Origin of the sequence: Pseudonocardia sp. C8 (assembly GCF_014267175.1) — a bacterium.
Lineage (GTDB): Bacteria > Actinomycetota > Actinomycetes > Mycobacteriales > Pseudonocardiaceae > Pseudonocardia.
The window spans coordinates 3,000,279-3,024,998 of record NZ_JACMTR010000002.1; the positions used below are offsets into that span (position 1 = coordinate 3,000,279).

A 24,720-nucleotide genomic window follows, 5' to 3' on the forward strand; every position below is an offset into this window, starting at 1 on the left:
CGGTGGCATGCTTCCGCCGTGTCCCGCCGCCGGTCCGCCGCACCCGGAATTCGCGATGTCGCCACCGCGGCCGGGGTGTCGATCACGACGGTGTCGGACTCCCTGAGCGGCAAGGGCCGGATCAGCGAGGCCACCCGCCGGCGGGTGCGGGAGATCGCGGACTCGCTCGGCTACCGGCCGAGCCCGCTCGCCCAGGGCCTGCGCGCCGGGCGGTCCCGACTGCTGGGGCTCGTCGTGACGAAGTACGGGCCGACCCGGTGGACGTTCACCCGCTACCCGTACTTCTCGACGGTCGTCGACGCGGCCGTCGACGCCGCGCTCGATCGCGGGTACGCGCTGGTGGTGCTCCCCGCAGGTGGCAGCCCCGAGACGCTGCTGGCCTACCCGTTCGACGGGCTGTTCGTGGTCGACCCGCTCCGCCACGACACCGTGATCACCGAAGCCCGTCGCCGGGGCGTTCACGTGATCGCGGACCGCGCCAACGCGACGTCCCCCGAGCACCTCTGGGTCGACTTCGACCACGACCGGGCGGTCACGCTGATGTGCGACCACCTCGGCACCCGGAACGGTCACGCCCCCGCGCTGCTGGCCGCGGACGGCGACGACAGCTACACCCACGCCTGCATCGAGGCGTACCGGCGCTGGTGCGCGGGCGCCGGGGCCCTCCCCCGCGAGGTCCGCGTCGGCCGCACCGAGGAGGACGCGGCGGAGCAGGTCACCGCCCTGCTGCGCGCGCCGGACCGGCCCGGCGCGGTGTTCGGCCTGGAGGATCTCCATCTCCAGGTCCTGCGGTCGGCGGTACGCCGGTGCCGGCTCCGGGTCCCCACCGACGTCGCCCTCGGGTGCTTCACCGAGGAGACCGCGACCGACGAGGGCAGCGGACCGGTGGCCCGACTCACCGGAAACCCGGCCGCCCTCGCCGGCAACGCCGTCGCCCTGCTCGTGGACCGGATCGAGAACCGGGATCCACGCCCGGAGCTTCGCACCGTCGACTGCGCGCTGCGGGTTTGACGGACGACACCGGTGGACAATCGTCGTCCGCCGCCCGTCCCATGTATACACGCCAGTGATTGATCTGGCCGATCCCGGACCATACGTTGACCGCGTGTGAACACGAACACACGGAGGAACGACATGGCCCGAATGTTCTTGACCGGCGGCGCGATGAAAGGTGGTTCAGCGCATCACCTGATTGCCGGGAGCCCTTTCCTGGGCGAATACCGCACCGTTGCGGAGTACCGGTTGTTCTGCATCCGCGACCGCTTTCCGGCGCTGTGCCCCGTGGAAACCGGAGGCTTCCCGATCCGGGGGGAACTCTACGACGTCCCGCTCCGGCAGCTCCGTGAGATCTCCTACCCGCCGAGTCCCCCGAGCTGGAACTGGGGATCGTCCTGCTCGACGACGCACAGGCGTGCCTCGCCATGCTGCTCCGGCAGACCGAGCGGGTTCCCGGACGCTTCCCGGACATCACCGCCTACGGTGGATGGCGGGAGTACATGCGGCAGTCACGGGTGGCCGGCGGGGCGCACCGACCATGACCGCCGAGAGCCGGACGCCGGCGGCGGGTTCCGGTTCCGGGCCCACGGCAGGGTCCGAGTCCTACGGACGCGGACCGCTCGGGAGCCTCTTCCGCCTGCTCGAGCGCGTCGGTAACCGGGTGCCCGAGCCCTTCACGCTCTTCGTCTACGCCTTCTGCCTCCTGGCGGTCCTCTCCACCGTCTTTGCCGGACGAACCGTCACCGTTCCCGGCCAGGCCGACGCAGTCATCGTTCGCAACTTCCTCTCGGTCGATGGGGCGCTTCACCTTCTCGACACCGCGGTCGAGAACTTCATCGGCTTCCCGGCCCTCGGCACCGTCCTGGTCATGGTCATGGCGGTCGGCGTGGCGCAGGGCACCGGCCTGCTCGAGGCCGCCGTTCGCGCCATGATGGTGCGGGTTCCGGCATGGGCGATCCCGTATGCCGTGGCTTTCGCGGCGGCCCAGGGTCACGTTCTCTCGGACGCGTCGTACTTCGTCATCGCGCCACTCGGAGCCCTGGTGTTCAAGGCCTGCGGTCGCAATCCGCTGGCGGGACTCATCGGCTCCTACGCCTGCCTTCAGGCCGGCTATGCGGGCGGATTCGTCCTCGGCACCTTGGACGCGACCTACGCCGGCATCACGCAAGAGGCCGCCATGATCGTCGGCGGCGACGAGCCCATCCACATCGCCATGAACATCTTCTACACCGCGGCTGCGGGGATCATCCTCCCGGTCCTGGGTGGTTGGTTGATCGCGCATGTCCTGGAGCCACGGCTGCCCGCATCGACACGGCCGCCCGGCCACGACGACGAGACCACGGTCACGCTGGGCGTGACGCCGGTCGAGCGCCGCGGACTGCTGATGGCGATCGCCGGCGTCGCGACCTACTCCGCGGTGGCACTGACCCTCTGGCTCCTCCCGGACAGCCCGCTCCGAGGCGACGGCGGCCGTCTCGTTCCGTCACCGTTCACGAGCGGACTGGTTCCCCTCATCGCCATCGCCTTCGTGATCGGCGGCGCCGTCTACGGCTTCGTGACGCGAGCGCCCGGAGATCGCGAGAACCTGCCGACGCTGATGGCCCGGTCGGTGCGCAACGTGGCCGGACTGGTCGTTCTCTTCTTCGTGGTCGGTCAGGTGTTCGCCCTGATCCAGTGGACGAACCTCGGCACCTTCCTCGCCGTGACTCTCGCCGAGACGGCGCGGGCGTGGCACATCGAGGGGTTCGCCGCACTGATGGTCCTCGTCGTCGTTTCTGCGCTCCTCAACATGGTGATCACGTCGGGGTCCGGACTGTGGAGCCTCGTCGGGCCCGTCATGGTGCCCAGCATCATGCTTCTCGGGCTGTCGCCGGCGGCGATCCAGGCCGCTCACCGGATCGGTGACTCGACCACCTCGCTCATCACGCCGATGTCCGTGTTCCTGTTCTGGCTCCTCGGCGTGGCAAGGGAGTACGAGCCAGGGCTGAAGTTCGGCACCCTCATCACCCGGCTGGCGGTCTTCGTGCCGGTGTACCTGGTCGGCTGGATCGCCGTCCTGGCGGCCTTCTACTACGCCGACCTCCCCCTCGGCCCCGGAACCGGATTCGAACTGACACCGCCCTGATCCGTCCAGGTCGCAGTCGATACCACGTCAGGAGAAACGTGTCTCGCCTCCCACGGCCAATTGATCTTGCATCCCGCCGCCTCGGCGGTGGGGTGATGGCAGCGAACGACGAGCATTTCGGCAAGAAGGAAAGGCTGCTCGATCCCTCCGACCCGGTCTCGCATGCCGCGCACACCGGCCTGACCGGCGACCTGTATGACGGGTGGGAAACCCGCCGTCGACGCGGGCCGGGTGATGACTGGGCCCTGGTTCGCCTCGGTGCCGCCGGGATCGTGCGGGAGATCGTCGTGGACACCCGGCACTTCCGGGGTCAGAACCCGCCGAGCTGCACGATCGAGGCCTGCGCGGTCGAAGGGTTTCCGTCGGCCGAGTCCGTTCTTGCGGACGACGAGGTCCGGTGGGTGCCGCTCGTGAAGCAGGTACCGCTGCTCGCGGACGACGTGAACCGTCTCCCGGTCGATTCGGCGCTCAGGATGACCCACGTGCGGCTCAGCATCCACCCCGACGGCGGTGTCGCACGCCTCAGGGTCCTCGGTGACGTCGTGCCGGACCCCAGACGGCTACACGGAATGACCTTCGACCTGGCGGCGCAGGCCAACGGAGGCCGGGTCGTCGCGTGCAGCGACGAGTTCTTCGGCAACCCGACGAACATCAACGCACCGACGCCGCAGCTGCGCAAGGAGAAGGGATGGGAGTCCAACAGGCGACGGAGCGGCGGCCACGACCACCTGGTCATCGAACTGGCGGCCAAGGGAGTCGTCGGCATCATCGACTACGACACCACGTACTACACGGGGAACTCGCCCGAGTCGTTCTCGCTCGAGGGTTGTGATGCCACGGCCTCCGATCTTCGCGATCCGGACGCCTGGTTCTCCCTGCTCGCCCGTACGGAAGGCCGGCACGACACGCCCCACTGGTTCAGCGCACTGCCGGCTCCCGCGGTCACCCACGTGCGACTGAACATCTACCCGGACGGCGGGGTTTCACGGCTACGCCTCTGGGGGCGACCGGATGGGACGGGGCGATCGCACCTCGCTCATCGCTGGTTCAACTCCCTCCCCGAGGACCACGCGGCTGCGGTGCTGCGAAACCTGGATGTCCCTGCGGGGATCGCCGCACGGGTCGTGCCCGGGCGCCCCTTCCCCACCCCGGCCGAGACGATCGCTGCGCTCAGGCACGCGGATGACGGGCCCGGTGTCGGGAAGCTCCTGGAGCTGTTCGAGGTGTGATCCGCCCCTCCTGCGTCCACTCATGGACCTTTGGTCCCGTGGCGCGGGACCAAAGGTCCATGAGTACGCGACCGGCGCGGGTGGGTGCGGGCCGGCCCCGGGAGCGGTCAGCCCGCGGGCCCCGACAGCTGCACGGCCACGTGCAGCAGGGCCTCCCGCAGCCGGCGCGTGTTCGCCGAGAGCTGCTCGGTGACCTGCTCCTGGGTGACCGGCCACGGGGTGTCGGGGATGACGTCGTGGTCGGTCACCAGCGCCACCGAGGTGTAGGCGATGCCGAGCTCGCGGGCGAGCACGGCCTCCGGGTACGGCGTCATGCTGACCAGGTCCCATCCCTGGGCCGCGTACCAGCGCGACTCCGCCCGGGTGGAGAACCGGGGGCCCCGGACGGCCACCATCGTCCCGCCGTCGTTGACGACCCAGCCGCTCTTCCGCAGGGTGGCGACGACCTGGCGGCGGCCGGCCGCGCTGAACGGCTCGGCGAACGCGACGTGCACGTCGTCCTCGTCGTGGAAGGTGTCGTCGGTGCGGCTGGTCCGGTCGATGAGCTGGTCCGGGACGACCACCGAGCCGACTCCGAGCGCCGGCCGCAGCGACCCGGACGGGGTCGGCGCGAGGATGGCCCGGACGCCGATGCTGTGCAGCGCCCAGATGTTGGCCCGGGCGTTGATCTCGTGCGGCGGGATGTTCCGGTCCGGGCCGGTCCGCGTCAGGTAGGCGACCCGCCGGCCGTGGGCCTCGCCGACGAGGATGTCGTCGGACGGCGGGCCGTAGGGCGTCGTGACGCTCAGCTTCTCGGGATCGGTCAGCAGCCCCTGGTACCCCCAGGTACCCAGGATCGCGACCGTCGGTGCCGGCTGCTCAGGCATGCTCGCCCTCCGTCTTCGCTGGGGTGGCGCCCGTGACCGGGGTGGAGCCCACGTCGACGCCTTCCGGGATGACCTCGTCGACGTCGGCCAGCTCCTCCTCGGACAGCCGGCCGTCGAGGGCCGCCTTCATCTGGTCGCGGTCGAGCAGACCCTCCCACCGCGCGACCACGAAGGTCGCCATGCAGTTGCCGAGCAGGTTGGTGAAGACCCGCATCGAGTCCATCAGCCGGTCGGCGCCCAGCAGCAGCGCCACCGCGGCGACCGGGAAGGCGTTGACGGCCGCGGCCGTCGCCGACAGCGCGACGAACGCCGAGCCGGGGACCCCGGCCATGCCCTTGGAGCTGAGCATCAGGATCCCGAGGATCACGATCTGCTGGCCGAGGCTGAGGTCCACGCCGACGGCCTGGGCCAGGAACAGCATCGCCAGCGACAGGTAGATCGCGGCCCCGTCGAGGTTGAACGAGTACCCGGTGGGCACCACCAGACCGACGACGGCGCGGTCGCAGCCGGCCCGGTTCAGCTTCGTGATGATCCGCGGCATGACGGCCTCGGACGAGCCGGTGCCCAGCGCGAGCATGAACTCGTCGCGGCAGTAGCGCACGAACTTCCAGGCGCTCACGCCGGTGATCAGCCGGACGACCACCGCGAGGATCACGATGAACACGACCGCCGCCCCGTAGGCGGCGAGGACGAGCATGCCGAACGACGCGAGCGATCCGGCCCCGTAGTTGCCGACGGTCGCCGCCATGGCACCGAAGGCACCGATCGGCGCCAGGTACATCACGTAGCCGACGATCTTGAAGATCACGTGCAGCGTCTGGTCGATGACCTCCATCAGCACCGGCGGGGCGCTGCTGTGGAGGGCGGCCAGTGCGACGCCGAACAGGATCGCGAACAGCAGCACCTGGAGCAGGCTGTTCTCCGCGAACGCGCTGAACACGCTGGTCGGGATGATGTCCATGATGAAGGGGACGGCGCCGGGCAGCTGCCCGCCCTTCGTCTTCTCCTCCAGCGCGCTGGTGTTCAGCGTCGCCGGGTCGACGTTCAGCCCGCTGCCCGGCTGCACGACGTTGGCCACGACCAGCCCGAGCACCAGCGCGGACATCGTCGCGACGGTGAACCAGGCCAGCGCCTTGACCCCGATCACGCCGAGCGCCTTCATGCTGCCGACCTTGGCGATGCCGGTGACGATCACCAGGAAGATCAGCGGCGCGACGACCATCTTGATCAGCTTGATGAACCCCTCGCCCAGCGGCGAGAGCAGCTTTCCGAAGTCCGGGAAGAGGAGCCCGGTCAAGATGCCCAGCCCGATACCGATGAGCACCTGGACGAACAGGGACGGACGCCAGCGCCGCCGCGGCGGCGAGGCTTCGACTACCTGGCTGTCTGCCATGCGGGACTCCCCTTCGAGTTTCGCATCGTGAAATTTTGATTCCGCAGCGGCGAACAGTAAAGAGCTTGCATACCCGCGCTGTCAAACCGACTGGTGCACGTGGGGCCGACCGCCCCCCTGGGCGCGGCATGATCCTGCGGCACCTGCATGGCGCCTTGACACCCCGGGGCCGTCGTGCTCGGATTGACTCCCCACAGAGCGGAATAATCATTCCATATCGCGAAAAGATCACGTGGCGACGCGCGTGCGAGCAGCGACCACGCGAGAAGGGATCGGCCATGGTTCAGCGCAGCACCGGCTCCACCGGCTCCGACGACGAGCGGGGCCCGGGCTCCGGGGCGGCCGAGCCGCGCCGCGTGAACGTGATCCGGGACGGGCTGGCGGCTCATCTTCCGGATATCGATCCGGAGGAGACGGCCGAGTGGTTGGAGTCCTTCGACGCGGTCCTGGACAATGCCGGGCAGCAGCGGGCCCGGTATCTGATGTTGACGATGCTGCAGCGGGCCCGGGAGCGCCATGTCGGGGTGCCCGCGTTGACGGCGACCGACTATGTGAACACGATCCCGACCGAGCGGGAGCCGTGGTTCCCCGGTGACGAGGACGTGGAGCGCACCTACCGCCGCTGGCTGCGGTGGAACGCGGCGATGACGGTGCACCGCGCCCAGCGTCCCGGGATCGGGGTGGGCGGGCACATCTCCTCGTATGCCTCCTCGGCGACGCTGTACGAGGTGGGGTTCAACCACTTCTTTAGGGGCAAGGACCATCCCGGCGGCGGGGACCAGGTCTTCATCCAGGGGCATGCCTCGCCGGGCATCTACGCGCGCGCGTTCCTGGAGGGCCGCCTGTCCGCGGACCGGTTGGACGGGTTCCGCCAGGAGCTCTCGCACGCCGGCCCGGGTGGGGGGCTGCCCTCGTATCCGCATCCGCGGTTGATGCCCGACTTCTGGGAGTTCCCCACGGTGTCGATGGGGATCGGCCCGATGAACGCGATCATGCAGGCCCGGTTCAACCGCTACCTGGGCGACCGCGGCATCACCAACACCTCCGATCAGCGGGTGTGGGCGTTCCTCGGCGACGGCGAGATGGACGAGCCGGAGTCCCGGGGCATGGTGCAGGTGGCCGCGAACGAGGGCCTGGACAACCTCACCTTCGTGATCAACTGCAACCTGCAGCGCCTGGACGGCCCGGTCCGCGGCAACGGCAAGATCATCCAGGAGCTGGAGGCGTTCTTCCGCGGCGCCGGCTGGAACGTGATCAAGGTGATCTGGGGCCGGGAGTGGGACGCCCTGCTGCACGCCGACCGGGACGGCGCCCTGATCAACCTGATGAACACCACCCCGGACGGCGACTACCAGACCTACAAGGCCAACGACGGCGCCTACGTGCGGGATCACTTCTTCGGCCGCGACCCGCGGACCAAGGCCCTGGTCGAGCCCATGACCGATGCCGAGATCTGGAACCTCAAACGCGGCGGGCACGACTACCGCAAGGTCCACGCCGCCTACGCCGCCGCGACCGCGCACCACGGCCAGCCCACGGTGATCCTGGCCAAGACCATCAAGGGCTACGGGCTGGGCTCGCATTTCGCCGGCCGCAACGCCACCCACCAGATGAAAAAGCTCACCCTCGACGACCTCAAGCAGTTCCGCGACGAGCAGCGCATCCCCATCTCAGATGCGGCGCTGGAGGCCGACCCCTACCTGCCGCCCTACTACCACCCCGGCGACGACGACGAGGCGATCCAGTATCTGCGGGAGCGCCGCCGCCAGCTCGGCGGCCCGCTGCCCTCACGCCGCACGTCGTCCAAGGCGTTGGTGCTGCCCGGGGACAAGGTCTACGACCCGGTCCGGAAGGGCTCCGGCAAGCAGGAGGTCGCCACCACCATGGCGTTCGTCCGGCTGCTCCGCGAACTGATCAAGGACAAAAACGTCGGCGGCCGGATCGTGCCGATCATCCCGGACGAGGCCCGCACCTTCGGCATCGACGCCATGTTCCCCACCCAGAAGATCTACAACCCGCACGGCCAGCACTACACCTCGGTCGACGCCGAACTACTGCTGGCCTACAAGGAATCCGAACAAGGCCAGATCCTGCACGAAGGCATCAACGAAGCCGGCTCGGTCGGCACGTTCACCGCCGCCGGCACCTCCTATGCCACCCACGGCGAGCCGATGATCCCGATCTATGTCTTCTACTCCATGTTCGGGTTCCAACGCACCGGCGACTCCATCTGGGCCGCCGCCGACCAGATGGCCCGCGGGTTCCTCGTCGGCGCCACCGCCGGACGCACCACCCTGACCGGCGAAGGCCTGCAACACAACGACGGCCACTCCCTGCTGCTGGCCGCCACCAACCCCGCCGTCGTCGCCTACGACCCCGCCTTCTCCTACGAGGTCGCCCACATCGTCCGCGACGGACTGCGCCGCATGGTCGGCGACAACGCCGAGAACGTCATCTACTACCTCACCGTCTACAACGAGCCCTACGTCCAACCCGCCGAACCGGCCGACCTCGACACCGACGGCCTGCTGCGCGGCCTCTACCGCTACGCACCCGCCCCCGACGGCACCGGACCCGTCGTCCGGCTGCTCGCCTCCGGGGTCGCCATGCCCTGGGCCCTGCACGCCCAACAGATGCTCGCCGACGACTGGGACGTCCGCGCCGAGGTCTGGTCGGTCACCTCCTGGGGCGAACTGCGCCGCGACGGCGTCGACGCCGAACGAGCCAACCTGCTCCACCCTGCCGCCGACCCCGTCGTGCCCTACGTCACCAGCAAACTCGGCGACGGCGACCACGCCGACACCCCGGTCATCGCCGTCTCCGACTGGATGCGCGCCATCCCCGACCAGATCCGCCAATGGTCCCCGGCACCGTTCACCTCCCTGGGCACCGACGGATTCGGCCTGTCCGACACCCGACCCGCCGCCCGCCGCCACTTCGCCGTCGACGCCGAGTCCATCGTGGTCGGCGCCCTGACCACACTCGCCCGCCACGGACAGATCAAAACCGAAACCGCCGCCGACGCCGCCACCCGCTACAAGATCGACGACCCCCAAGCCACCGGCCCCCAAACCAGCGACTCCGGCGTCGCCTGACCACAGCGCTCACGCGCCCGTGAGTGGTTGGCAGGGCCAGGACCCGCCCAACCACTCACGGGCGCGTCAGCGCGTCACACCCCCGACCGGGGGCATGGCGGGCCGTCGGCATGCCGGCCTCCGTCCGGCTGGCGGTGCCGTAAACAACTGTTTACTATCCTCAACATGGGTTCACTCCCGGACGACCGGACGGCGCGGGCCCGCATCCGGGACGAGGCACTACGGCTGTTCGCCGACCACGGGCCGGACGCGGTCACCGTCCGGGACATCGCGACCGCCGCCGGCGTGTCCCCCGCGCTGGTCGTGCGGCACTACGGCTCCAAGGACGGGTTGCGCGACGCGGTCGACGACCACGTCGCGCAGGTCTTCGAGGTGATGCTGGACCAGGTGTCCGGCCCGCCCGGCGCCGGCGACCCGTTCGATCCCGCGGCACTGCCGGGCCTGGCCGAGATCGTCGCCGACCAGCTGCCCGCCGGCTCGGCGATCCCGGCCTACCTCGGGCGGATGCTCGTCGCCGGGGGGCCGGTCGGGTCGGCGCTGTTCGAGCGCCTGCACCAGCTCAGCCGGCGCACGCTCGCCGCCCTCGCCGACGCCGGGCTGGCCACCGAGGGTGCGGCCCCGGACGTGCGGGCAGCCTTCCTGCTGGTCAACGACCTGGCGGTGCTGATCCTGCGCGCGCGGCTGACCGACGTGCTCGGGACCGACCCGCTGTCGGCGCCCGGCATGCGGCGGTGGGCGGGCGAGGTGCTCGCCGTCTACGGCGGGGGCCTGCGCACTCCGACCAACCCGAGAGGAGATCCACGATGAAGGTCGTCATCTGCGGAGCCGGCATCGCCGGGCTCGCGCTCGCCCACCGGCTCGGCACCCTCGGCTGCGAGGTCGTGGTGCTGGAGCGGGCACCCGGTCCCCGGCCCCAGGGGTACATGATCGACTTCTTCGGTCCGGGCTACGACGCCGCCGAGGCCATGGGGGTCCTGCCCCGGCTGCGGGAGCTCGGCTACCGCTTCGAGGAGGCGACCTTCGTCGACGGCACCGGTCGGCGCCGGGCCGGCCTGAAGTTCGACGTCTTCGGGCGGGTGATGCAGGGCCGCCTGTTCAGCATCCTGCGCCCGGACCTCGAACGGGGACTGCGCGAGCAGCTCCCGGACGGCGTCGACCTGCGGTTCGGCACCGGCGTGACCGCCGTCCACCGCACCGCAGGCGGTGTCCGGGTCACGCTGGGCGACGGCGGCACGCTCGACGCCGACCTGCTCGTCGGGGCGGACGGGATCCACTCGACGGTGCGCCGGCTCGTCTTCGGTGCGGAGCACCGCTTCCTGCGTCACCTCGGGTTCCACACCACCGCGTTCCTGTTCGAGGACGCGCGGATCCACCGCGAGCTCGGCGGGCGGCTGTGCCTGACCGACACCGTCGACCGCCAGATGGGTCTGTACGCCCTGCGGGACGGCCGGATCGCGACGTTCGGGGTGCACCGCGCGCCCGGTCCCACGCTGCCGGACGACGCGGCCACCGCCGTCCGGCGCGAGTACGGCTCGCTGCCGTGGATCGTGCCGCAGGTGCTGGACCGGTGTCCGCCCTCGTCCGAGGTCTACTACGACCAGGTCGCCCAGGTCGAGCTGCCGCGCTGGAGCGACGGCCGGGTCGTGCTGCTCGGTGACGCCGCCTACGCGGTGTCGCTGCTGGCCGGCCAGGGCGCCTCCCTCGCCGTCGCGGGCGCCTACGTCCTGGCCCAGCAGCTGGCCGGCGCCGGTTCGATCGAGGCCGCGCTCGAGGGCTACGAGCGGCTCTGGCGGCCGGTGGCCGAGGAGAAGCAGCGGGTCGCCCGCGCCGGCGTCCAGTGGTTCCTGCCGCACTCCCGGATCCGGCTGCTCGCCCGCCGCGTCCTGATCGGACTGTCCCGGGTGCCGGGCCTCGACCGCTACGTCGCCCGCGGGCTGGCCGGGGATGCGCTCTGCACCCGTGAGTGGATGGCAGGGCCAGGACCCGCCCAACCACTCACGGGCGCGACAGCGCGTCCAGGTGGGCCAGCGAGTTCTCCAGATGCTCGCGGCCGAACGGCGGGAACCGCAGGTACTCGCGCACCGACGCGGGCACGCCCGACCAGTCGTAGGTGAGCGTGACCGCGGTCGCCCCGTCACCGATCGGCGCGAGGTCGTAGCGCCAGGTCCATCCGCCGTAGCGGATCGTGCCGGTCCCGTCGTCGTACCCGGGCTTCCACGAGATCGTCCGGGGCGGGTCGCACACCTCCACGAGGTTCTCGATCTCGTAGTTCCCGTCCGGGTGATCGGGGTGGTACATGGCGACGCGGAACGTCTGCCCGGACGCGGTCAGCCGCCGGGCGTCGAGCGCGTCGCCCACCCAGCCGGTGCCGTCGACCTCGGCGTGCCGCGTCGGGTCGGCGAGCACGGCGAACACGTGCTCCGGGGTCGTGGCCACCGTCCGGGTCACGACCATGGTCTCGTCGGTCATGCCGGTACCGACCGCGGCCGGAGCGGAATCTCATCGCTTCCCGCCGCCCGGTACGCGGCACGCCACAGGAGTGACCGAAATCGACCCGGCCCGCGACGCGTCGGAGCGATGCCCGACCATAATCTCCTGGCACGATCACATCACCCCGCACCGGATGGTGACGGGGTGAGCGACCGGACCGAGAGGAGATGGACGTGGCGGAGGGTGCGGCGGCCGGAACGCCGAGATCGATCCAGGGCGAACAGCAACAGGAATCGGGTTGGATCCGGGCCTCCGAGGAGGACGTCGACCTGTACGTGGATCGGGTCTCCGACGAGGTGCTGGCCTGCCGCGAACGCGGCCGCCACCTGTTCCCGACGATCCGTCAGGCCGGGATCCATTTCACCGGCGTCGACGACGACGGCCTGCTGATCCGCCGGTTGACCTGCACCTGCTGCCAGCTCGCCGTGAAGGTCGAGAAATGGGAAGGCGTGCGTGGCCGCGGTCGCCGCACCCGGTTCCAGCGTGTGGCCTCGCATCTCGAGTACCGCACGGGCCCCGACGGCCAGGCCTATCTGGCCCCGTCGGGTCGCGGGCACATGACTCCACGGCAGATCGGCGACTCCGTCGCGTCGAAGGCGTTGGCCGGCCAGAGCCTGACCGCCCTCCGCAAGGCCGCCATCCGGGCGAGCAAGGAAGAGGGGCGCTGACCCATGGGGATCCGTCAGATCCGGTTCTGCGATCTCACCGGCACCGAGAACGACGTCGAGTCGCACGAGATCCACATCGACCAGATGCGGATCCAGATCGACCTCGCCGGAAGCGAGTACCGCCGGCTGCTCGAGACCCTGAAACCGTTCATCGACGCGGGCCGGGTGGATGCGTCCGTACCGGACGAGGCCACGCTGCCGGGCCGCGGGGGGCGCCGCGGGCGGGCCCCGACCCGTTCGGGCCTGTCGGCCGCCGAGCGCGACCAGCTGCGCCAGTGGGCCGAGGCCAAGGGAATTCCCGTGCCGTCGAACAACCGCTTCAAGCGCTCCCTGATCGCGCAGTGGCGGGAGGAGACGGCACCGGGGACCTCGGAGGGCGACGCCCAGGAGTGAGCCCGCCGGGGCCGGCGCGGCTGCTCGCTGCATGGCCGGTGCTGCACCCGGGTACGGCGGGTGCATGTCCCGATCCCACCACGCGACGAGCCCGGCCCCGGCCACCGGCCGGACCGCCACCGCGTCGCTGCCCGTCCTGTCCCCCGCCGACACCGCACGCCTGCTCGGGTCGGGGCTCGGCCCGATCGTCGCGCAGGGCGTCATCGCCCGCCGCCCGCTCGTGGTCGCGGCGGCCGGCAAGGCGGGCACCGACGACCGGTCGGTGCGGTTGTTGCAGGAGCTGCGGGACCGCTACGGGGACGGCCCGGTCCGGGTACCGGTGCCCGGCCGGCCGGCCGCCCTCGTGCTCGACGCCGGCGGGGTCCGGCGGGTGCTCACCGAGGGACCGGAGCCGTTCGCGCCGGCGTCCTGGGAGAAACGCGGGGCGCTGCGGCAGTTCCAGCCGCACGGCGTGCTGGTCTCGCACGGCGAGGCCCGCGCCGAGCGCCGCCGGTTCACCGAGGCCGTGCTGGACACCGGGTCCCCGCTGCACGCCGAGGCCTCCCACATCGCCGAGGTCGCCCGGGCCGAGACCGCGGCGCTCCGCGACGACGCCGCCCGCCGCGGCGCCTTCGGGTGGGACGGGTTCGTCACCACGTGGTGGCGGATCGTGCGCCGGATCGTGCTCGGCGACGGCGCCCGCGACGACCACGCGCTCACCGACACGCTGACCCGGCTGCGCCGGCGCGGCAACTGGTCGTTCCTCGTCCCGCGCCGCGACGACCTCCACGAACGGTTCGCCTCCGGGGTGCGCGATCACCTCGAACGGGCCGAACCCGGCAGTCTCGCCGCCCGCATCGCCCAGGTCGACCCCGGCCCGGGCAGCGCCGTGACCCCGGAGGACCAGATCGGGCACTGGTTGTTCGCCTGGGACCCCGGCGCGGCGGTGACGCTGCGCGCCCTCGCGCTGCTGGCCACCCACCCGGAGGTGCGGGGCCGGGCCCGCGCCGAGGCCGCGGCCCCGTCGCCCGGCGGGCCTCCGGAGCTGCCGGTGCTGCGCGCGACCGTCCTGGAGTCGACGCGGCTGTGGCCGACCACTCCCCTGCTGCTGCGCGAGTCGACCGCCGACACGAGCTGGCCGGGCGGCACCCTCGCCGCGGGCACGTCGCTGCTGGTCCCGACCTGGTACCTGCACCGCGACGACCGGCGCCGCGCCGACGCGGACCGGCTCGACGTGGAGCAGTGGCTCGACGGCGGTGCCGCCGACGACTGGATGCTGACCCCGTTCAGCGGGGGTATCGGGGCCTGCCCGGGCCGGGAGCTGGTGCTGTTCGTCGCGTCGACGGTGCTGGCGACGCTGCTGGACGGCCACCACGCGGTGCTGCTGCCGCCGGAGTCGTTCGACGCGAGCCGCCCGCTGCCGCGCGGGCTCAACCCCTACGCGCTGCGGCTCGGCCTGTCCCGGGCGGCGCGCTGAAACACGCCACACCGTGGGTTCCGACCTGGGTCGTGGGCCGGCGGGAGCCGGTGCGACGAGCGGTGTTGTGGGATGCTGCTCCTCTTCGTACTGTCGAGATACGACAAGGTTCCGTTCAACCACGCAGCGGAGACGCCACCCCGAACAGCCGGGAGCCTCCATGCGCACCTCTGAACAGAACCGCGTCGAGCACCGGCCCGCCGCCCCCGGATCCCGCCGCGACGGCCCCCACGGCTACGACGACCTCGAGCCCGACCTGCGCCGCCTCGCGGACATGGACCCCGACGACCCGGCCCGCGGCGCGCTCCGCGACCAGATCATCTGCGAGTTCCTGCCGCTGGCGCGCAACCTGTCCCGCCGCTACGCGACCGGGGCCCAGTCCGCCGACGACGTCGAGCAGGCCGCCACCCTCGGGCTCATCAAGGCCGTCGACCGCTACGACCCCGACGCGGCCACCGGGGGGCCGCTCGGCTACCTGGTGCCCAGCATCCGCGGCGAGCTCATGCGCTACCTGCGCGACCACAGCTGGGCCCTGCGCGTCCCCCGGGACCTCAAGGAGCTCAGCGTCGGCCTGAACCGGGCCACGGCCGTCCTCACCCAGCGCCTCGGCCGCGCTCCCCGGCCCTCCGAGATCGCCGCCGAGCTCGACACCGACACCGCCGACGTCGTCGAGGCGCTCGGCGCGCTCGAGACCTACCGCGCGGTGTCGCTCGACGTGCCCGGCCCGGACGGCGAGGCGCCGCTGGGCGAACGGATCGGGGACATCGACGACGACCTGGAGACCGCGTCACTGCGCGACGAGCTGAAGGACCGGATCGAGGCGCTGCCCGACCGGGACCGGCGGATCCTGCTGCTGCGGTTCTACGGCGACCGCACCCAGTCGGAGATCGCCGCGGAGATCGGGGTGTCCCAGATGCACGTGTCCCGGCTGCTGACCCGCATCCTGGCCCGGCTGCGCGAGGAGCTCGACGCCTGAGACGCACGGGTCGGGGCCCGCCGTTCGGCGGGCCCCGACGTCTGTCCGATGTGTGTCCGGCGTGTCACCCGGTCCCGGCGAGACACGCCCGCTCGAAGACCTCACCCAGCGCCCGGGCCAGGTGGCTGCGCCGGAACGCCACCTCGACCCGGTTCCGGCCGGCGGCGCCGAACGCGATCCGGCTGCTCTCCCGGGACAGCACCTCCCGCAGCCCGCGGCTGAGCGCCCGGTCGTCGCGCGGCGGCACGGTCAGGCCGCACACCTGGTCGACGACCACGTCGGCGTTCCCGCCGACGGCGGCCGTGACGACCGCGCGGCCGCAGGCCATCGCCTCCAGCGCGGCGATGCCGGTCGACCAGCGCGGCGCGGCGTTCACCACCGCGTCGGCGGACCGGATCAGCCGTGGCACGTCGGCCCGCTCGACCGGGCCGAGGAACCGGACCCGGCGTCCCACGCCGTGCTGCCGGGCGAGGGTGTACAGGCGGGCCCGCGCGGGGTCGTCCGCGCCGGCGGGCAGGCCACCGGCGACGAGCAGCTCCGCGTCCGGCACCGTGGCCAGCGCGCGCACGACCCGGTCCGCACCGCCCTCGGCGTCGGCCCCGCCGAGCGCGACCAGCCGCGGGCGGGTCCCGCGGCGCAGCGCCGGGCCGGACGGGTGGAACTCGTCGTCGTCGACGGCCAGCGGGACGATCCGCAGCCGGTCCGCCCGGACCCCGATCCCCTTCACCGCGTGGTGGTCGGCGGAGCTGGTCACGACGACCTGGTCGGCGCCGCGCAGCACCGCGTGCTCCACGGCGCTGCGGTCCTGGTCGGACTCCAGCTCGCCGCCGTGCACGGTCTGCACCACCGGCACCGGTGCGTCCGCGGACGCCTGCCGGGCCGCCAGCGCGGCGATCCAGTGGTGGACGTGTACGACGTCCGGCCGCCGGTCGCGCCAGAGCCCGGACAGGTGCTCGGTGAGCGTCCGCACGGCGGCGGCCGGATCGGGTGCCGCCGGGTCGACCGGTACCCGGTGCACGACCGGGCCGGACCCCTCGACGACGTGGCCGGGCCGGCCCGGCACCACCACGTCCACCCGGTGTCCCCCGGCGGCCAGGGTGTCGACCACCTCGCGGAGGTGGCCGGCGCGTCCGCACCAGTCCGGACGGCCGGGCGTGGTCCACGGATCGAGCGAGCTGGAGACGACGGCGACGTGCACACGGACCCCCTCGGTTCATGACGAGCGAGCTACCCGCGCAGGCGGTTCTACGCGCTGGACACCGGGATTCCCCGCGGAGGTGCGGGTCAAACGCCGGGGCCCGGCGTGAAGAGGATCTTCACTGCGCCGCTGCGCTTCTCCTGGAACATCCGGTACGCCTCCGGGGCCTGCTCCAGCGGCAGCCGGTGGGTGGCGAACTCGTCGACGCCCAGCGGGTCGTCGTCGCCGAGCAGCGGCAGCAGGTCCGGCACCCAGCGCCACACGTTGGCCTGCCCCATCCGCACCTGAACCTGCTTGTCGAACAGGGTCAGCAGCGGCACCGGGGTGGCCGTGCCGCCGTAGACCCCGGCCAGCGAGAGCGTGCCGCCGCGGCGGACCAGGTCGATCGCCAGGTACAGCGCGGTCGTCCGGTCGATGCCGGCGGTCTCCATCAGCTTCCGCCCGGCGCCTGCCGGGAGCGCCGCGGCCAGCCGCTGGCCGGCGGTGGCGACCGGGGAGCCGTGCGCCTCCATGCCGACGGCGTCGATGACGGCGTCCGCGCCGCGGCCCTCGGTGAGGGAGTCCACCCCGGCCCGGACCTCCCGGGCCCCGGAGCGCACGTCGAGCGTCGTGGTGCCGCGCAGCTCGGCGCGGCGCAGCCGCTCGGGGACCCGGTCCACGCCGACCACCTGCCGCACCCCGAGGTGGCGGGCGATCCGGGTGCACATGTCCCCGATCGGGCCGAGGCCGAGCACGACCACGGTGCCGTCGCGCGGCGGGTCGGCGTACTGCACGGCCTGGTAGGCGGTGGGCAGCACGTCGGACAGGTAGACGAACCGGTCGTCCGGCGGGCCGTCCGGGACCCGGATCGGCAGCGTGTTGCCGAACGGCACCCGCAGGTACTCGGCCTGCCCGCCGGGGATCCGCCCGTAGAGGCTGGTGTAGCCGAACAGCGACGCGCCGGTGCTCGTGTCCCGGTTCTGCGTGGTCTCGCACTGCGAGTGCAGGCCCCGCCCGCACATCCAGCAGGTCCCGCAGCTCACGTTGAACGGGACGACGACCCGGTCGCCCACCGCCAACTCGGTCACCGCGGGCCCGGTCTCGGCGACCACGCCGATCGGTTCGTGGCCCAGCACGTCACCGGGGGTCAGGTAGGGCGCGAGCACCTCGTACAGGTGCAGGTCGGAGCCGCACAGCCCGGAGCTGGTGATCCGCACGACGACGTCGTCCGGTGCGGAGATCACCGGGTCGGGGACGGTCTCGACGCGGACGTCGCGACGGCCCTGCCAGGTCAGCGCGCGCATCGGCTCTCCTCCTGCGGTCCGGTGGGGACGGTCATGACGCCGCGGCTACCCGGGGCCGCCGGTCGGAAACGGGCAGCGGGGCCCGCCGGCGGGCGGCCCGGGCGGCGTCGGCGTAGACGCCGGCGATCCGCTCGGCGACGCGGTCCCAGCCGTACCTCTCGACGACCCGGCGCCGGCCGGCCGCACCGAGCGCCGCGGCCCGCACCGGGTCACCCGCCAGCTCGCGCAGCGCCGCCGCGAGGGCGTCCGGATCGCGGGGCGGCACGTGCAGCCCGGTCCGGCCGTCGCGCACCGTGTCCTGCAGGCCGCCCACCGCGGTGACCACCACCGGCCGCCCGCACGCCATGGCCTCCAGCGGGACGATGCCGAACGGCTCGTACCAGGGCGCGCACACGACGATGTCGGCCGAGCGCAGCAGCCCCGGGACCGCGTCGCGGCGCACCGCCCCGAGGAACCGGACCCGGTCCGCGACCCCGGCCCGGGCCGCGACCTCCTGCAGCCGGTCGACGTCCGGGTCGCCGCCGGGGCCGGATCCCCCGGCCACCACGAGCTCCGCGTCCGGCACCCCGGCGAGTGCCTGCACCGTCTCGTCGACGCCCTTGCGGCGCACCAGCCGTCCGAGCACCAGCAGGCGGGGGCGGCCGGTCGGTTCCCGGGCCGGCCCGGGCCGGAACAGGGAGGTGTCCACCCCGGACGGCACCGTGACCAGGGCGCCGAGCGGTGCGCCCAGCCGGATCAGCTCCGCGGCCTCGTCCGGGCAGGACGCGACGACCCGGTCGGCCCGGCGGGCCACCGCCGCCTCGATCCGGATCCGGCCCTCCGGGCTGGTGTCGGCCGCGCCCTGGTGACGGCGCTTGACCGCGCCGAGCGCGTGGTAGGTCTGCACCAGCGGCAGCCCGAGCCGCCGCGCCGGGCCGGCCGCGGCCCACCCGGACATCCAGAAGTGCCCGTGCACCACGTCCGGGCGGTCGGCCCGCCACGCCTCCTCCAGGGCGGCGGACAGCTCCGGGACGTGCGCGGCGATGTCGTCCTTCGGCATCGGGCCGGCCGGGCCCGCCGGCACGTGCCGGACCCGCACGGACCCGGTGAGCGGCACGACCTCGGGCGCGGCCGGGTCGTCCCGGCGGGTGCAGACGGTCACGTCGTGCCCGGCGCGGGCCAGTGCCAGCGCCAGCTCGCGGACGTGCACGTTCTGCCCGCCGGCGTCCGGGCCGCCCGGGTCGACGAGCGGGCTGGCGTGTTCGGAGACCATCGAGATGCGCACGCCCCCCGCATCGCCGCGCAGCCGCCGTCCAAACCCGCCGGGGCATGGAACCGGGCGCGGCGGGTAGCGGGCCGCCATGACCGGGTCGTCGTCGCCGACAGAAGCGTGCGCAACGAGCCATGGGCTGAGCGTTCTGCTCTGGCACGTCCACGGGTCGTGGACCGGCTCGTTCGTGGCCGGGCGCCACCGGTACCTGATCCCCGAGCTCGACCGGGGCGGGCCGTGGGGCCTCGGCCGGGCCGGGCGGGACTGGCCGCCGTCGGCGCGCGCGGTGCCGCCCCGGGAGCTGGCCGCGTCGGAGGTGGACGTCGTCGTCCTGCAGCGACCCGAGGAACCGGCCCTGGTGGAGGGCTGGCTGGGGCGGCGCCCCGGCGTCGACGTGCCCGCGGTCTACGTGGAGCACAACGCGCCGCCCGAACACGCCGCCCGGTCCCGGCATCCGCTGGCCGGCCGCGCGGACGTGCCGGTCGTGCACGTCACCGGGTTCAACGAGCTGATGTGGGACTGCGGGGACGCCCCGGTCACCACGATCCCGCACGGGATCGCCGACCCGGGGCACCGCTGGACCGGGGAGCTGCCGCGCGCGGTCGCGCTCATCAACGAGCCGGTGCGCCGCGGCCGGGTCACCGGCAGCGACCTGCTCCCCCGGTTCGGCGTGCGGCTGCCGGTCGACGTGTGCGGGATCGGGACCGAGGGGCTCACCGCCGCCGACCTCGGCCCGCCGCGGGACGCCGACGTCAGCGGGCTCGGCGACCTGCCGCAGGACCGGCTGCACGCGACGATGGCCCGCCGGCGGCTCTACCTGCACACCGCCCGCTGGACCTCGCTGGGGCTGTCGCTGCTGGAGGCCATGGCGCTGGGCATGCCGGTGGTGGTCCCGGCGACCACCGAGGCCGCGGTCGCGGTGCCCCCGGCGGCCGGGGTGGTGGCCACCTCGCCCGCGGAGCTGGTGGAGGGGGCGGCGGCGCTGGCCGGCGACCCGGCCCGGGCCGCCGACGCCGGCGCCGCCGCCCGCGAGCACGTGCTGACCCGGTTCGGGCTGCCCGCGTTCCTCAAACGCTGGGACGAGCTGCTCGGCGCGGTCGTCTCCGGCCGGCCGGTCTAGCGCGGCGTCGCCTGCCAGCCCGCGATCAGCGCGCCCACCGCGTCCGCCCAGATCTGCGTGGTGTCCGGCCGACGGCCCGCCGTCGCCGTGCGGAGGTCCTGCGCGGCGAGCCCCTCGCACAGGCTGCTGAACTGCCAGGCGGCCTCGCGGACCGTGCGCCCCCCGCAGCCCCCGGACTCCCGGAGCCGCCGGATCCGCTCGAGGAGGACCTCCAGGGCTTCCGCCCGGGCCGGGTCGAAGCGCGCACGGACCTCGGGCGACACGGTGACCCGCTGCGGGAAGGTGACCTGGAACAGCGCGGGATGCGCCAGCGCCCAGACCCGGAACCCCGACACCGCCGCCGAGACCAGGTCCGCGGCGGGATCGTCCGTCCCGCGCACTCCCGCGACCTCCGCCGCGAGCAGCGCGAACCCCCGCACGCCCAACCCGGTGAGCAGGGCGTCCTTGGACCCCAGGCTGGTGTAGACGGCCCGAGTCGTGGTCCCGACCTCGTCGGCGACCCGGCGGACGGTCAGCGCCTCCAGGCCGCCGGCCTCCAGGATCCGCTCGGCCGCGTCCAGCAGCGCCTCGGCCGTGTCCTCGTCGTGTATCCGCCTGCGCCCCACCTTGACAGCATATCGTAACAGAATTACGTTACAATGATTCGAAATCGTGTCCCGAGGAGGCCGTCATGGACGTCGCGAATCCGGAGGCCGGCCTCGCCCACGACGTCGAGGGAACCGGCACGCCCGTCGTCCTGCTGCACGGGATGACCTTCGATCGCCGGACGTGGCGGCCGGTCGTCGACGAGCTGGACGGCTCCGTCACGAGCATCGCGGTCGACCTGCCCGGGCACGGCGGAAGCAGCGGCCGGCCGACCCGGCTCGAGGAGGTCGTCGAGCAGGTTCACCGGCTGCTGGAGTCGCTGGCCGTGGAACGCCCGGTCGTCGTCGGCCACTCGATGGGTGCCGCGGTCGCCGCGCTCTACGCGGGCACGCATCCCGCGCGCGGCCTCGCCATGGTCGACCAGGCGACCGAGATCGAGCCCTTCGCCCGGGCGCTCCACCGGATCGCACCGATGCTGCGCGGACCCGCCTTCGGCCAGGCCTGGGCGGCCATCGAGAACGGCCTCGGCCTCGACCGCATCCCCGAACCGGTCCGCACCCTGGTGCGGGATGCGCACACGGTCGAGCAGGACGTCGTGCTCGGGTACTGGGATCAGCTCCTGACCACCGATCCGGCCGGGATGCAGGCCTGGATCGACGCCCGGGCGGCCGGGATCCGGGCCCCCTGCCTGGCCGTGTTCGGTCGGCAGGCCACCGAGGGTGAACGCGAGCGGGTGGGGCGGATGCCGGACGCCCAGCTCGAGGAGTGGGTGGGCGACGGGCACTTCGTGCACCTCGTCGACCCCGCGCGGTTCGCGACCAGGCTGCGCGCCTTCGTCGACCACTGCGATCACGACAGTGATCAGCGCGGTGATCAGGGCGGGGCCGTCGCCGGGGAACCGGTGGCCGGCCAGCGGAGCTAACCGACGTAGCGGCGGGCGGTGGACCGGCGCTGCGGCTCCTCCAGCAGCCGCAGCCCCTCCTCCACCGCCGGCGGCACGACCCGGCGCTCGCGCAGCACCCACGGCAGCCCGGCCACCGCCGCCAGGACGGCACGCAGCGTCGCCGCGTCGGCGGGCGCGCCCCGCACGACCTCCACCGTGCGCCGCACCGCGCTCCGGACCGGGCGACGCAGCCACAGCGTCCACAGCGTGTTCCGGATGCCGAGCCGGCGCCGGGCCCGCGGGTCACGCAACGTCGACGGGGCGTGGTGCACCACGACGTCCGGGATCCAGCACATCCACCAGCCCGCGGCGGCCAGGTCGAGGGCGAGCAGCTCCTCCTCCCCGCCCAGCCAGATCCGCGGGTGGAAGCCACCGGCCGCGCGGAACGCGCCGACCCGCAGCGTGGACAGCCCGGCCATGATCCCCAGCAGCGCCGGGCCGGGCAGCCCGTCCGGGGCCGGCACCGGCGAGTCCCGCATCTCCGGGGTGATCGGGTCCTCGTGCAGGTCCGGCTCGACCAGGCAGCGCCCGGTCACCGACGCGACACCCGGGTGCGCGTCCAGCACGTCCGCGGCCCGGGTGAGCGCGCCGGGCTGCGGGCGGGTGTCGTCGTCGCAGAACGTCACGTACGGGGTGCGGACCCGCTCGACGGCGACGTTGCGGCCGACCGCGCCGAGGTTCTCGCCCGCCGCGATCAGCGCGACCCGCGGGTGCCGGGCCCGCACGGCCGCCGCGGTCCCGTCGGTGGAGCCGTTGTCCACCACGATCACCGGGGCGGCGTCGGGCAGCGCCTCCAGGTGCGCGAGGGTCCGCAGCAGCTCCGCGCGCCGGTCCCGGGTGATGACGACGACGGTCGTCCGCGGCCCGCTCACCACTGCTCCACCAGCCGCAGCCGGTCCTCGACCGCTCGGGGCAGCACCCGGCGCCGGGCGAGCGCGCGAGGCGCCGCGGCCAGCCCGGCCGCGAACGCCCGCCGGGACACCCCGTCGTGCACGGCCCGTTCCGCAAGGCCGGCCAGCTCCGAGCCGACCCGCGACCAGGGCCGCCGCATCAGCGCGATCAGCAACCGGTTGCGGGCCTCCAGCGCGCACCGCTGGTCGTGCGGCATCCGGTGCGGCGACGGGTGGTGCAGCGCCACCACGCCCGGGTCGTGGCACAGCCGCCAGCCCCGGGCCGCCAGGTCGACGGCCAGCAGCGTCTCCTCGGCGCCGAAGCGCAGCAGCGCGGAGAACCCGCCCGCCTCGTCGTAGGCCCGCTTCCGGACGACGGCCGCGCAGGCCAGGAAGCCCAGCACCTCCGGGCCCGGGTCGGTCCCGCCGAGCGGGCTGTCGCGCAGGTCGGCGTTCACCGGGTCGGGCCGCCGCTCCGGTCCGACCAGGACCGCGCCGGCGACCAGCCCGACGTCCGGGCACCGCTCGAGGATCTCCTCGGCCCGGGCCAGCGCGTCCGGGGCCCACCACGAGTCGTCGTCGCTGAACGCCACGTAGGGGGTGCGGACCCGCGCGACGCCGGCGTTGCGGGCGGCCGCGCCCCGGCGGTCCCGCAGCCGGACGAGCTCCACCTCCGGGCGGGCGGCGACGGTCCGCGCCGTGTCGTCGGTCGAGGCGTCGTCGACGACCACGACCGGCGGCCGGGGCCGCAGCGCCGCCAGCTCGTCGAGCGTGCGGGCGAGCTCGCCGGCCCGGTTCCGGGTCGCGATCACCACCGTGGTCCGGACGCCGTGCTCATGGTGCTCATGGTTCGCTCGCTGACGCTCGCTCACGTGAGTCCGACCTCCGCCCGCAGCTCGGCCAGCAGCCGGTCGCCGTCCCGCGCGGCGGCCAGGTCCCGGGCCCGCCCGGCCGCACCCCGGCACCACTCCCAGGCCCGGTCCAGCACGGCGCGGCCGTGCGGGCCGGCCACGTCCTCGCCGGCCAGCACCGGCCAGCCCAGCGCCCGGCCCTGCGCCGTCACCTTGGCGCCGCCGGCGACCGGGTCGACGGCCAGCGCCGGTACCCCGGCCGCGAGCGCGAGGACCGCGCCGTGCAGCCGGGTCGTCACGACGGCGTCGAGCCGGGACAGCACGGCCCGGAACTGTCCGGGCGTGGCCGGGTGCCGCCAGTCCCGCGGGTCGACCCGGGTGTCCAGCTCCAGGCGGGCGGCGTCGAGGTCGCGCAGCCACTCGGCGAGCACCGCGTGCACCTGGTCGTGGCGGCGGCGGTCGCCGTACTCCGGCTGGCCGGGGGCGAGGACGACCCCCACCACCGGGACCGGCGCGGGGTCGGGGGCGGACCAGCACAGGTCCGGTGCGGCGTCCTCGGTTCCGTCGCGGGCCAGGACGCGGTGGAAGCCGGTCACCGCCGGGTCGAGCGGGTCGGGCACCGACACGCCGACCGCGATCCGCCGCGCGCCGGCGAACCGCTCGTGCAGCCGCGCCACCTGCGCGCCCCGCGCCGGGCCGCAGGCGAACACCAGGTGGGTGCAGCCCGCCGGGTCCGCGGTCGTCGCGGACTCCGCCGACGGGTCGAGCACCGGGCTGAGCAGCTGCTCGACCCGCCGGCCGGGCCCGCGCACCGCGTCGGCGACCCGGGCCATCGCCAGCAGGTCACCCGCGGTCGCCTCCCCGTCGACGAAGCTCGGCCAACCGGCCACCATGATCCGCACGGCGGTGTGGCT

The 24,720-nt window shown here is 73.5% G+C and carries 23 protein-coding genes; 13 read left to right on the top strand and 10 right to left on the bottom strand.

From position 1 onward, the window contains the following. Positions 1–18 precede the first annotated feature (18 nt). The 4 genes from H7X46_RS30700 (at position 19) to alc (ending at position 4,350) form a co-directional block, all read left to right on the top strand. Positions 19–1,011 carry a LacI family DNA-binding transcriptional regulator gene (locus tag H7X46_RS30700; protein WP_186359910.1) on the top strand — a complete coding sequence of 331 codons (993 nt, stop codon included), beginning with the start codon at positions 19–21 and terminating at the stop codon, positions 1,009–1,011. A gap of 153 nt (positions 1,012–1,164) precedes the next feature. Next, positions 1,165–1,653 carry a gamma-glutamylcyclotransferase gene (locus H7X46_RS30705; protein ID WP_370589073.1) on the top strand — a complete coding sequence of 163 codons (489 nt, stop codon included), beginning with the start codon at positions 1,165–1,167 and terminating at the stop codon, positions 1,651–1,653. Then, the gene (locus H7X46_RS14540) at positions 1,535–3,121 is read left to right on the top strand and encodes an AbgT family transporter (protein WP_186359911.1); all 1,587 of its coding nucleotides are present in this window, start codon (positions 1,535–1,537) and stop codon (positions 3,119–3,121) included. The genes H7X46_RS30705 and H7X46_RS14540 overlap by 119 nt, the downstream gene beginning before the upstream one ends. 38 nt (positions 3,122–3,159) lie before the next feature. Continuing rightward, entirely contained in the window at positions 3,160–4,350 is a 1,191-nt protein-coding gene (gene alc / locus H7X46_RS14545; protein WP_370588772.1) for an allantoicase, read from the top strand. 107 nt (positions 4,351–4,457) lie between these two features. Here alc and H7X46_RS14550 read toward each other — a convergent pair whose 3' ends face one another. Together H7X46_RS14550 and H7X46_RS14555 are read right to left on the bottom strand one after the other, a co-directional pair. Continuing rightward, on the bottom strand, positions 4,458–5,216 hold the full coding sequence (locus H7X46_RS14550) for an MTAP family purine nucleoside phosphorylase (RefSeq protein WP_186359913.1): 759 nt from the start codon (positions 5,214–5,216) through the stop codon (positions 4,458–4,460). After that, entirely contained in the window at positions 5,209–6,609 is a 1,401-nt protein-coding gene (locus H7X46_RS14555; protein WP_186359914.1) for a cation:dicarboxylate symporter family transporter, read from the bottom strand. Before H7X46_RS14555 ends, H7X46_RS14550 begins: the two co-directional genes overlap by 8 nt. A 278-nt stretch (positions 6,610–6,887) precedes the next feature. Between H7X46_RS14555 and aceE the strand changes: the two genes are divergently transcribed. The 3 genes from aceE to H7X46_RS14570 all read left to right on the top strand — a co-directional run bounded on the left by aceE (position 6,888) and on the right by H7X46_RS14570 (position 11,818). Continuing rightward, positions 6,888–9,704, top strand: coding sequence for a pyruvate dehydrogenase (acetyl-transferring), homodimeric type (gene aceE / locus H7X46_RS14560; protein ID WP_186359915.1), 2,817 nt, complete (start codon positions 6,888–6,890; stop codon positions 9,702–9,704). A gap of 165 nt (positions 9,705–9,869) precedes the next feature. Continuing rightward, entirely contained in the window at positions 9,870–10,511 is a 642-nt protein-coding gene (locus H7X46_RS14565; RefSeq protein ID WP_186359916.1) for a TetR/AcrR family transcriptional regulator, read from the top strand. Next, positions 10,508–11,818, top strand: a complete 1,311-nt coding sequence (locus H7X46_RS14570) for an FAD-dependent monooxygenase (RefSeq protein ID WP_186359917.1) — start codon at positions 10,508–10,510, stop codon at positions 11,816–11,818. Before H7X46_RS14565 ends, H7X46_RS14570 begins: the two co-directional genes overlap by 4 nt. Here H7X46_RS14570 and H7X46_RS14575 read toward each other — a convergent pair. Further along, positions 11,700–12,173: an SRPBCC family protein gene (locus H7X46_RS14575; protein ID WP_186359918.1), complete on the bottom strand. Its 474-nt coding sequence runs from the start codon at positions 12,171–12,173 to the stop codon at positions 11,700–11,702. The genes H7X46_RS14570 and H7X46_RS14575 overlap by 119 nt on opposite strands. A 194-nt stretch (positions 12,174–12,367) precedes the next feature. Between H7X46_RS14575 and H7X46_RS14580 the strand changes: the two genes are divergently transcribed. The 4 genes from H7X46_RS14580 (at position 12,368) to H7X46_RS14595 (ending at position 15,687) form a co-directional block, all read left to right on the top strand. Then, positions 12,368–12,862: a hypothetical protein gene (locus tag H7X46_RS14580; RefSeq protein WP_222131317.1), complete on the top strand. Its 495-nt coding sequence runs from the start codon at positions 12,368–12,370 to the stop codon at positions 12,860–12,862. 3 nt (positions 12,863–12,865) lie between these two features. Further along, positions 12,866–13,255 carry a histone-like nucleoid-structuring protein Lsr2 gene (locus H7X46_RS14585; protein ID WP_186359920.1) on the top strand — a complete coding sequence of 130 codons (390 nt, stop codon included), beginning with the start codon at positions 12,866–12,868 and terminating at the stop codon, positions 13,253–13,255. A 64-nt stretch (positions 13,256–13,319) separates the two neighbouring features. Continuing rightward, complete coding sequence (locus H7X46_RS14590) at positions 13,320–14,711, top strand: cytochrome P450 (RefSeq protein ID WP_186359921.1); 1,392 nt, start codon at positions 13,320–13,322, stop codon at positions 14,709–14,711. Positions 14,712–14,871: 160 nt separating this feature from the next. Beyond that, positions 14,872–15,687 (top strand): sigma-70 family RNA polymerase sigma factor, encoded by an 816-nt coding sequence (locus H7X46_RS14595; RefSeq protein WP_186359922.1) that lies wholly within the window; start codon positions 14,872–14,874, stop codon positions 15,685–15,687. A 64-nt stretch (positions 15,688–15,751) separates the two neighbouring features. On the opposite strand, the gene H7X46_RS30710 is transcribed toward H7X46_RS14595, so the two are convergent. The 3 genes from H7X46_RS30710 to H7X46_RS14610 all read right to left on the bottom strand — a co-directional run bounded on the left by H7X46_RS30710 (position 15,752) and on the right by H7X46_RS14610 (position 19,432). Then, on the bottom strand, positions 15,752–16,885 hold the full coding sequence (locus tag H7X46_RS30710) for a glycosyltransferase family 4 protein (RefSeq protein WP_186359923.1): 1,134 nt from the start codon (positions 16,883–16,885) through the stop codon (positions 15,752–15,754). An 86-nt stretch (positions 16,886–16,971) separates the two neighbouring features. Next, on the bottom strand, positions 16,972–18,168 hold the full coding sequence (locus tag H7X46_RS14605; RefSeq protein ID WP_186359924.1) for an alcohol dehydrogenase catalytic domain-containing protein: 1,197 nt from the start codon (positions 18,166–18,168) through the stop codon (positions 16,972–16,974). Positions 18,169–18,199: 31 nt separating this feature from the next. After that, on the bottom strand, positions 18,200–19,432 hold the full coding sequence (locus tag H7X46_RS14610) for a glycosyltransferase (RefSeq protein ID WP_370588773.1): 1,233 nt from the start codon (positions 19,430–19,432) through the stop codon (positions 18,200–18,202). 124 nt (positions 19,433–19,556) lie between these two features. Here H7X46_RS14610 and H7X46_RS14615 point away from each other — a divergent pair, with 124 nt between their 5' ends. Continuing rightward, positions 19,557–20,537: a glycosyltransferase gene (locus H7X46_RS14615; RefSeq protein ID WP_186362674.1), complete on the top strand. Its 981-nt coding sequence runs from the start codon at positions 19,557–19,559 to the stop codon at positions 20,535–20,537. On the opposite strand, the gene H7X46_RS14620 is transcribed toward H7X46_RS14615, so the two are convergent. Next, a complete protein-coding gene (locus tag H7X46_RS14620) occupies positions 20,534–21,142 on the bottom strand; it encodes a TetR/AcrR family transcriptional regulator (protein WP_186359925.1) in 609 nt (202 codons plus the stop codon). The genes H7X46_RS14615 and H7X46_RS14620 overlap by 4 nt on opposite strands. Before the next feature lie 65 nt (positions 21,143–21,207). Between H7X46_RS14620 and H7X46_RS14625 the strand changes: the two genes are divergently transcribed. Next, positions 21,208–22,044 (top strand): alpha/beta fold hydrolase, encoded by an 837-nt coding sequence (locus H7X46_RS14625; protein ID WP_186359926.1) that lies wholly within the window; start codon positions 21,208–21,210, stop codon positions 22,042–22,044. Here the strand turns inward: H7X46_RS14625 and H7X46_RS14630 are convergent. The 3 genes from H7X46_RS14630 to H7X46_RS14640 are packed head-to-tail and all read right to left on the bottom strand — an operon-like array spanning position 22,041 to position 24,708. After that, positions 22,041–22,937 carry a glycosyltransferase family 2 protein gene (locus tag H7X46_RS14630; RefSeq protein WP_370588774.1) on the bottom strand — a complete coding sequence of 299 codons (897 nt, stop codon included), beginning with the start codon at positions 22,935–22,937 and terminating at the stop codon, positions 22,041–22,043. The two genes, H7X46_RS14625 and H7X46_RS14630, sit on opposite strands and share 4 nt — an antisense overlap. Next, positions 22,934–23,827, bottom strand: coding sequence for a glycosyltransferase (locus H7X46_RS14635; RefSeq protein WP_186359928.1), 894 nt, complete (start codon positions 23,825–23,827; stop codon positions 22,934–22,936). The genes H7X46_RS14630 and H7X46_RS14635 overlap by 4 nt, the downstream gene beginning before the upstream one ends. Then, entirely contained in the window at positions 23,824–24,708 is an 885-nt protein-coding gene (locus H7X46_RS14640) for a polysaccharide pyruvyl transferase family protein (RefSeq protein WP_186359929.1), read from the bottom strand. Before H7X46_RS14640 ends, H7X46_RS14635 begins: the two co-directional genes overlap by 4 nt. Positions 24,709–24,720: the final 12 nt, after the last annotated feature.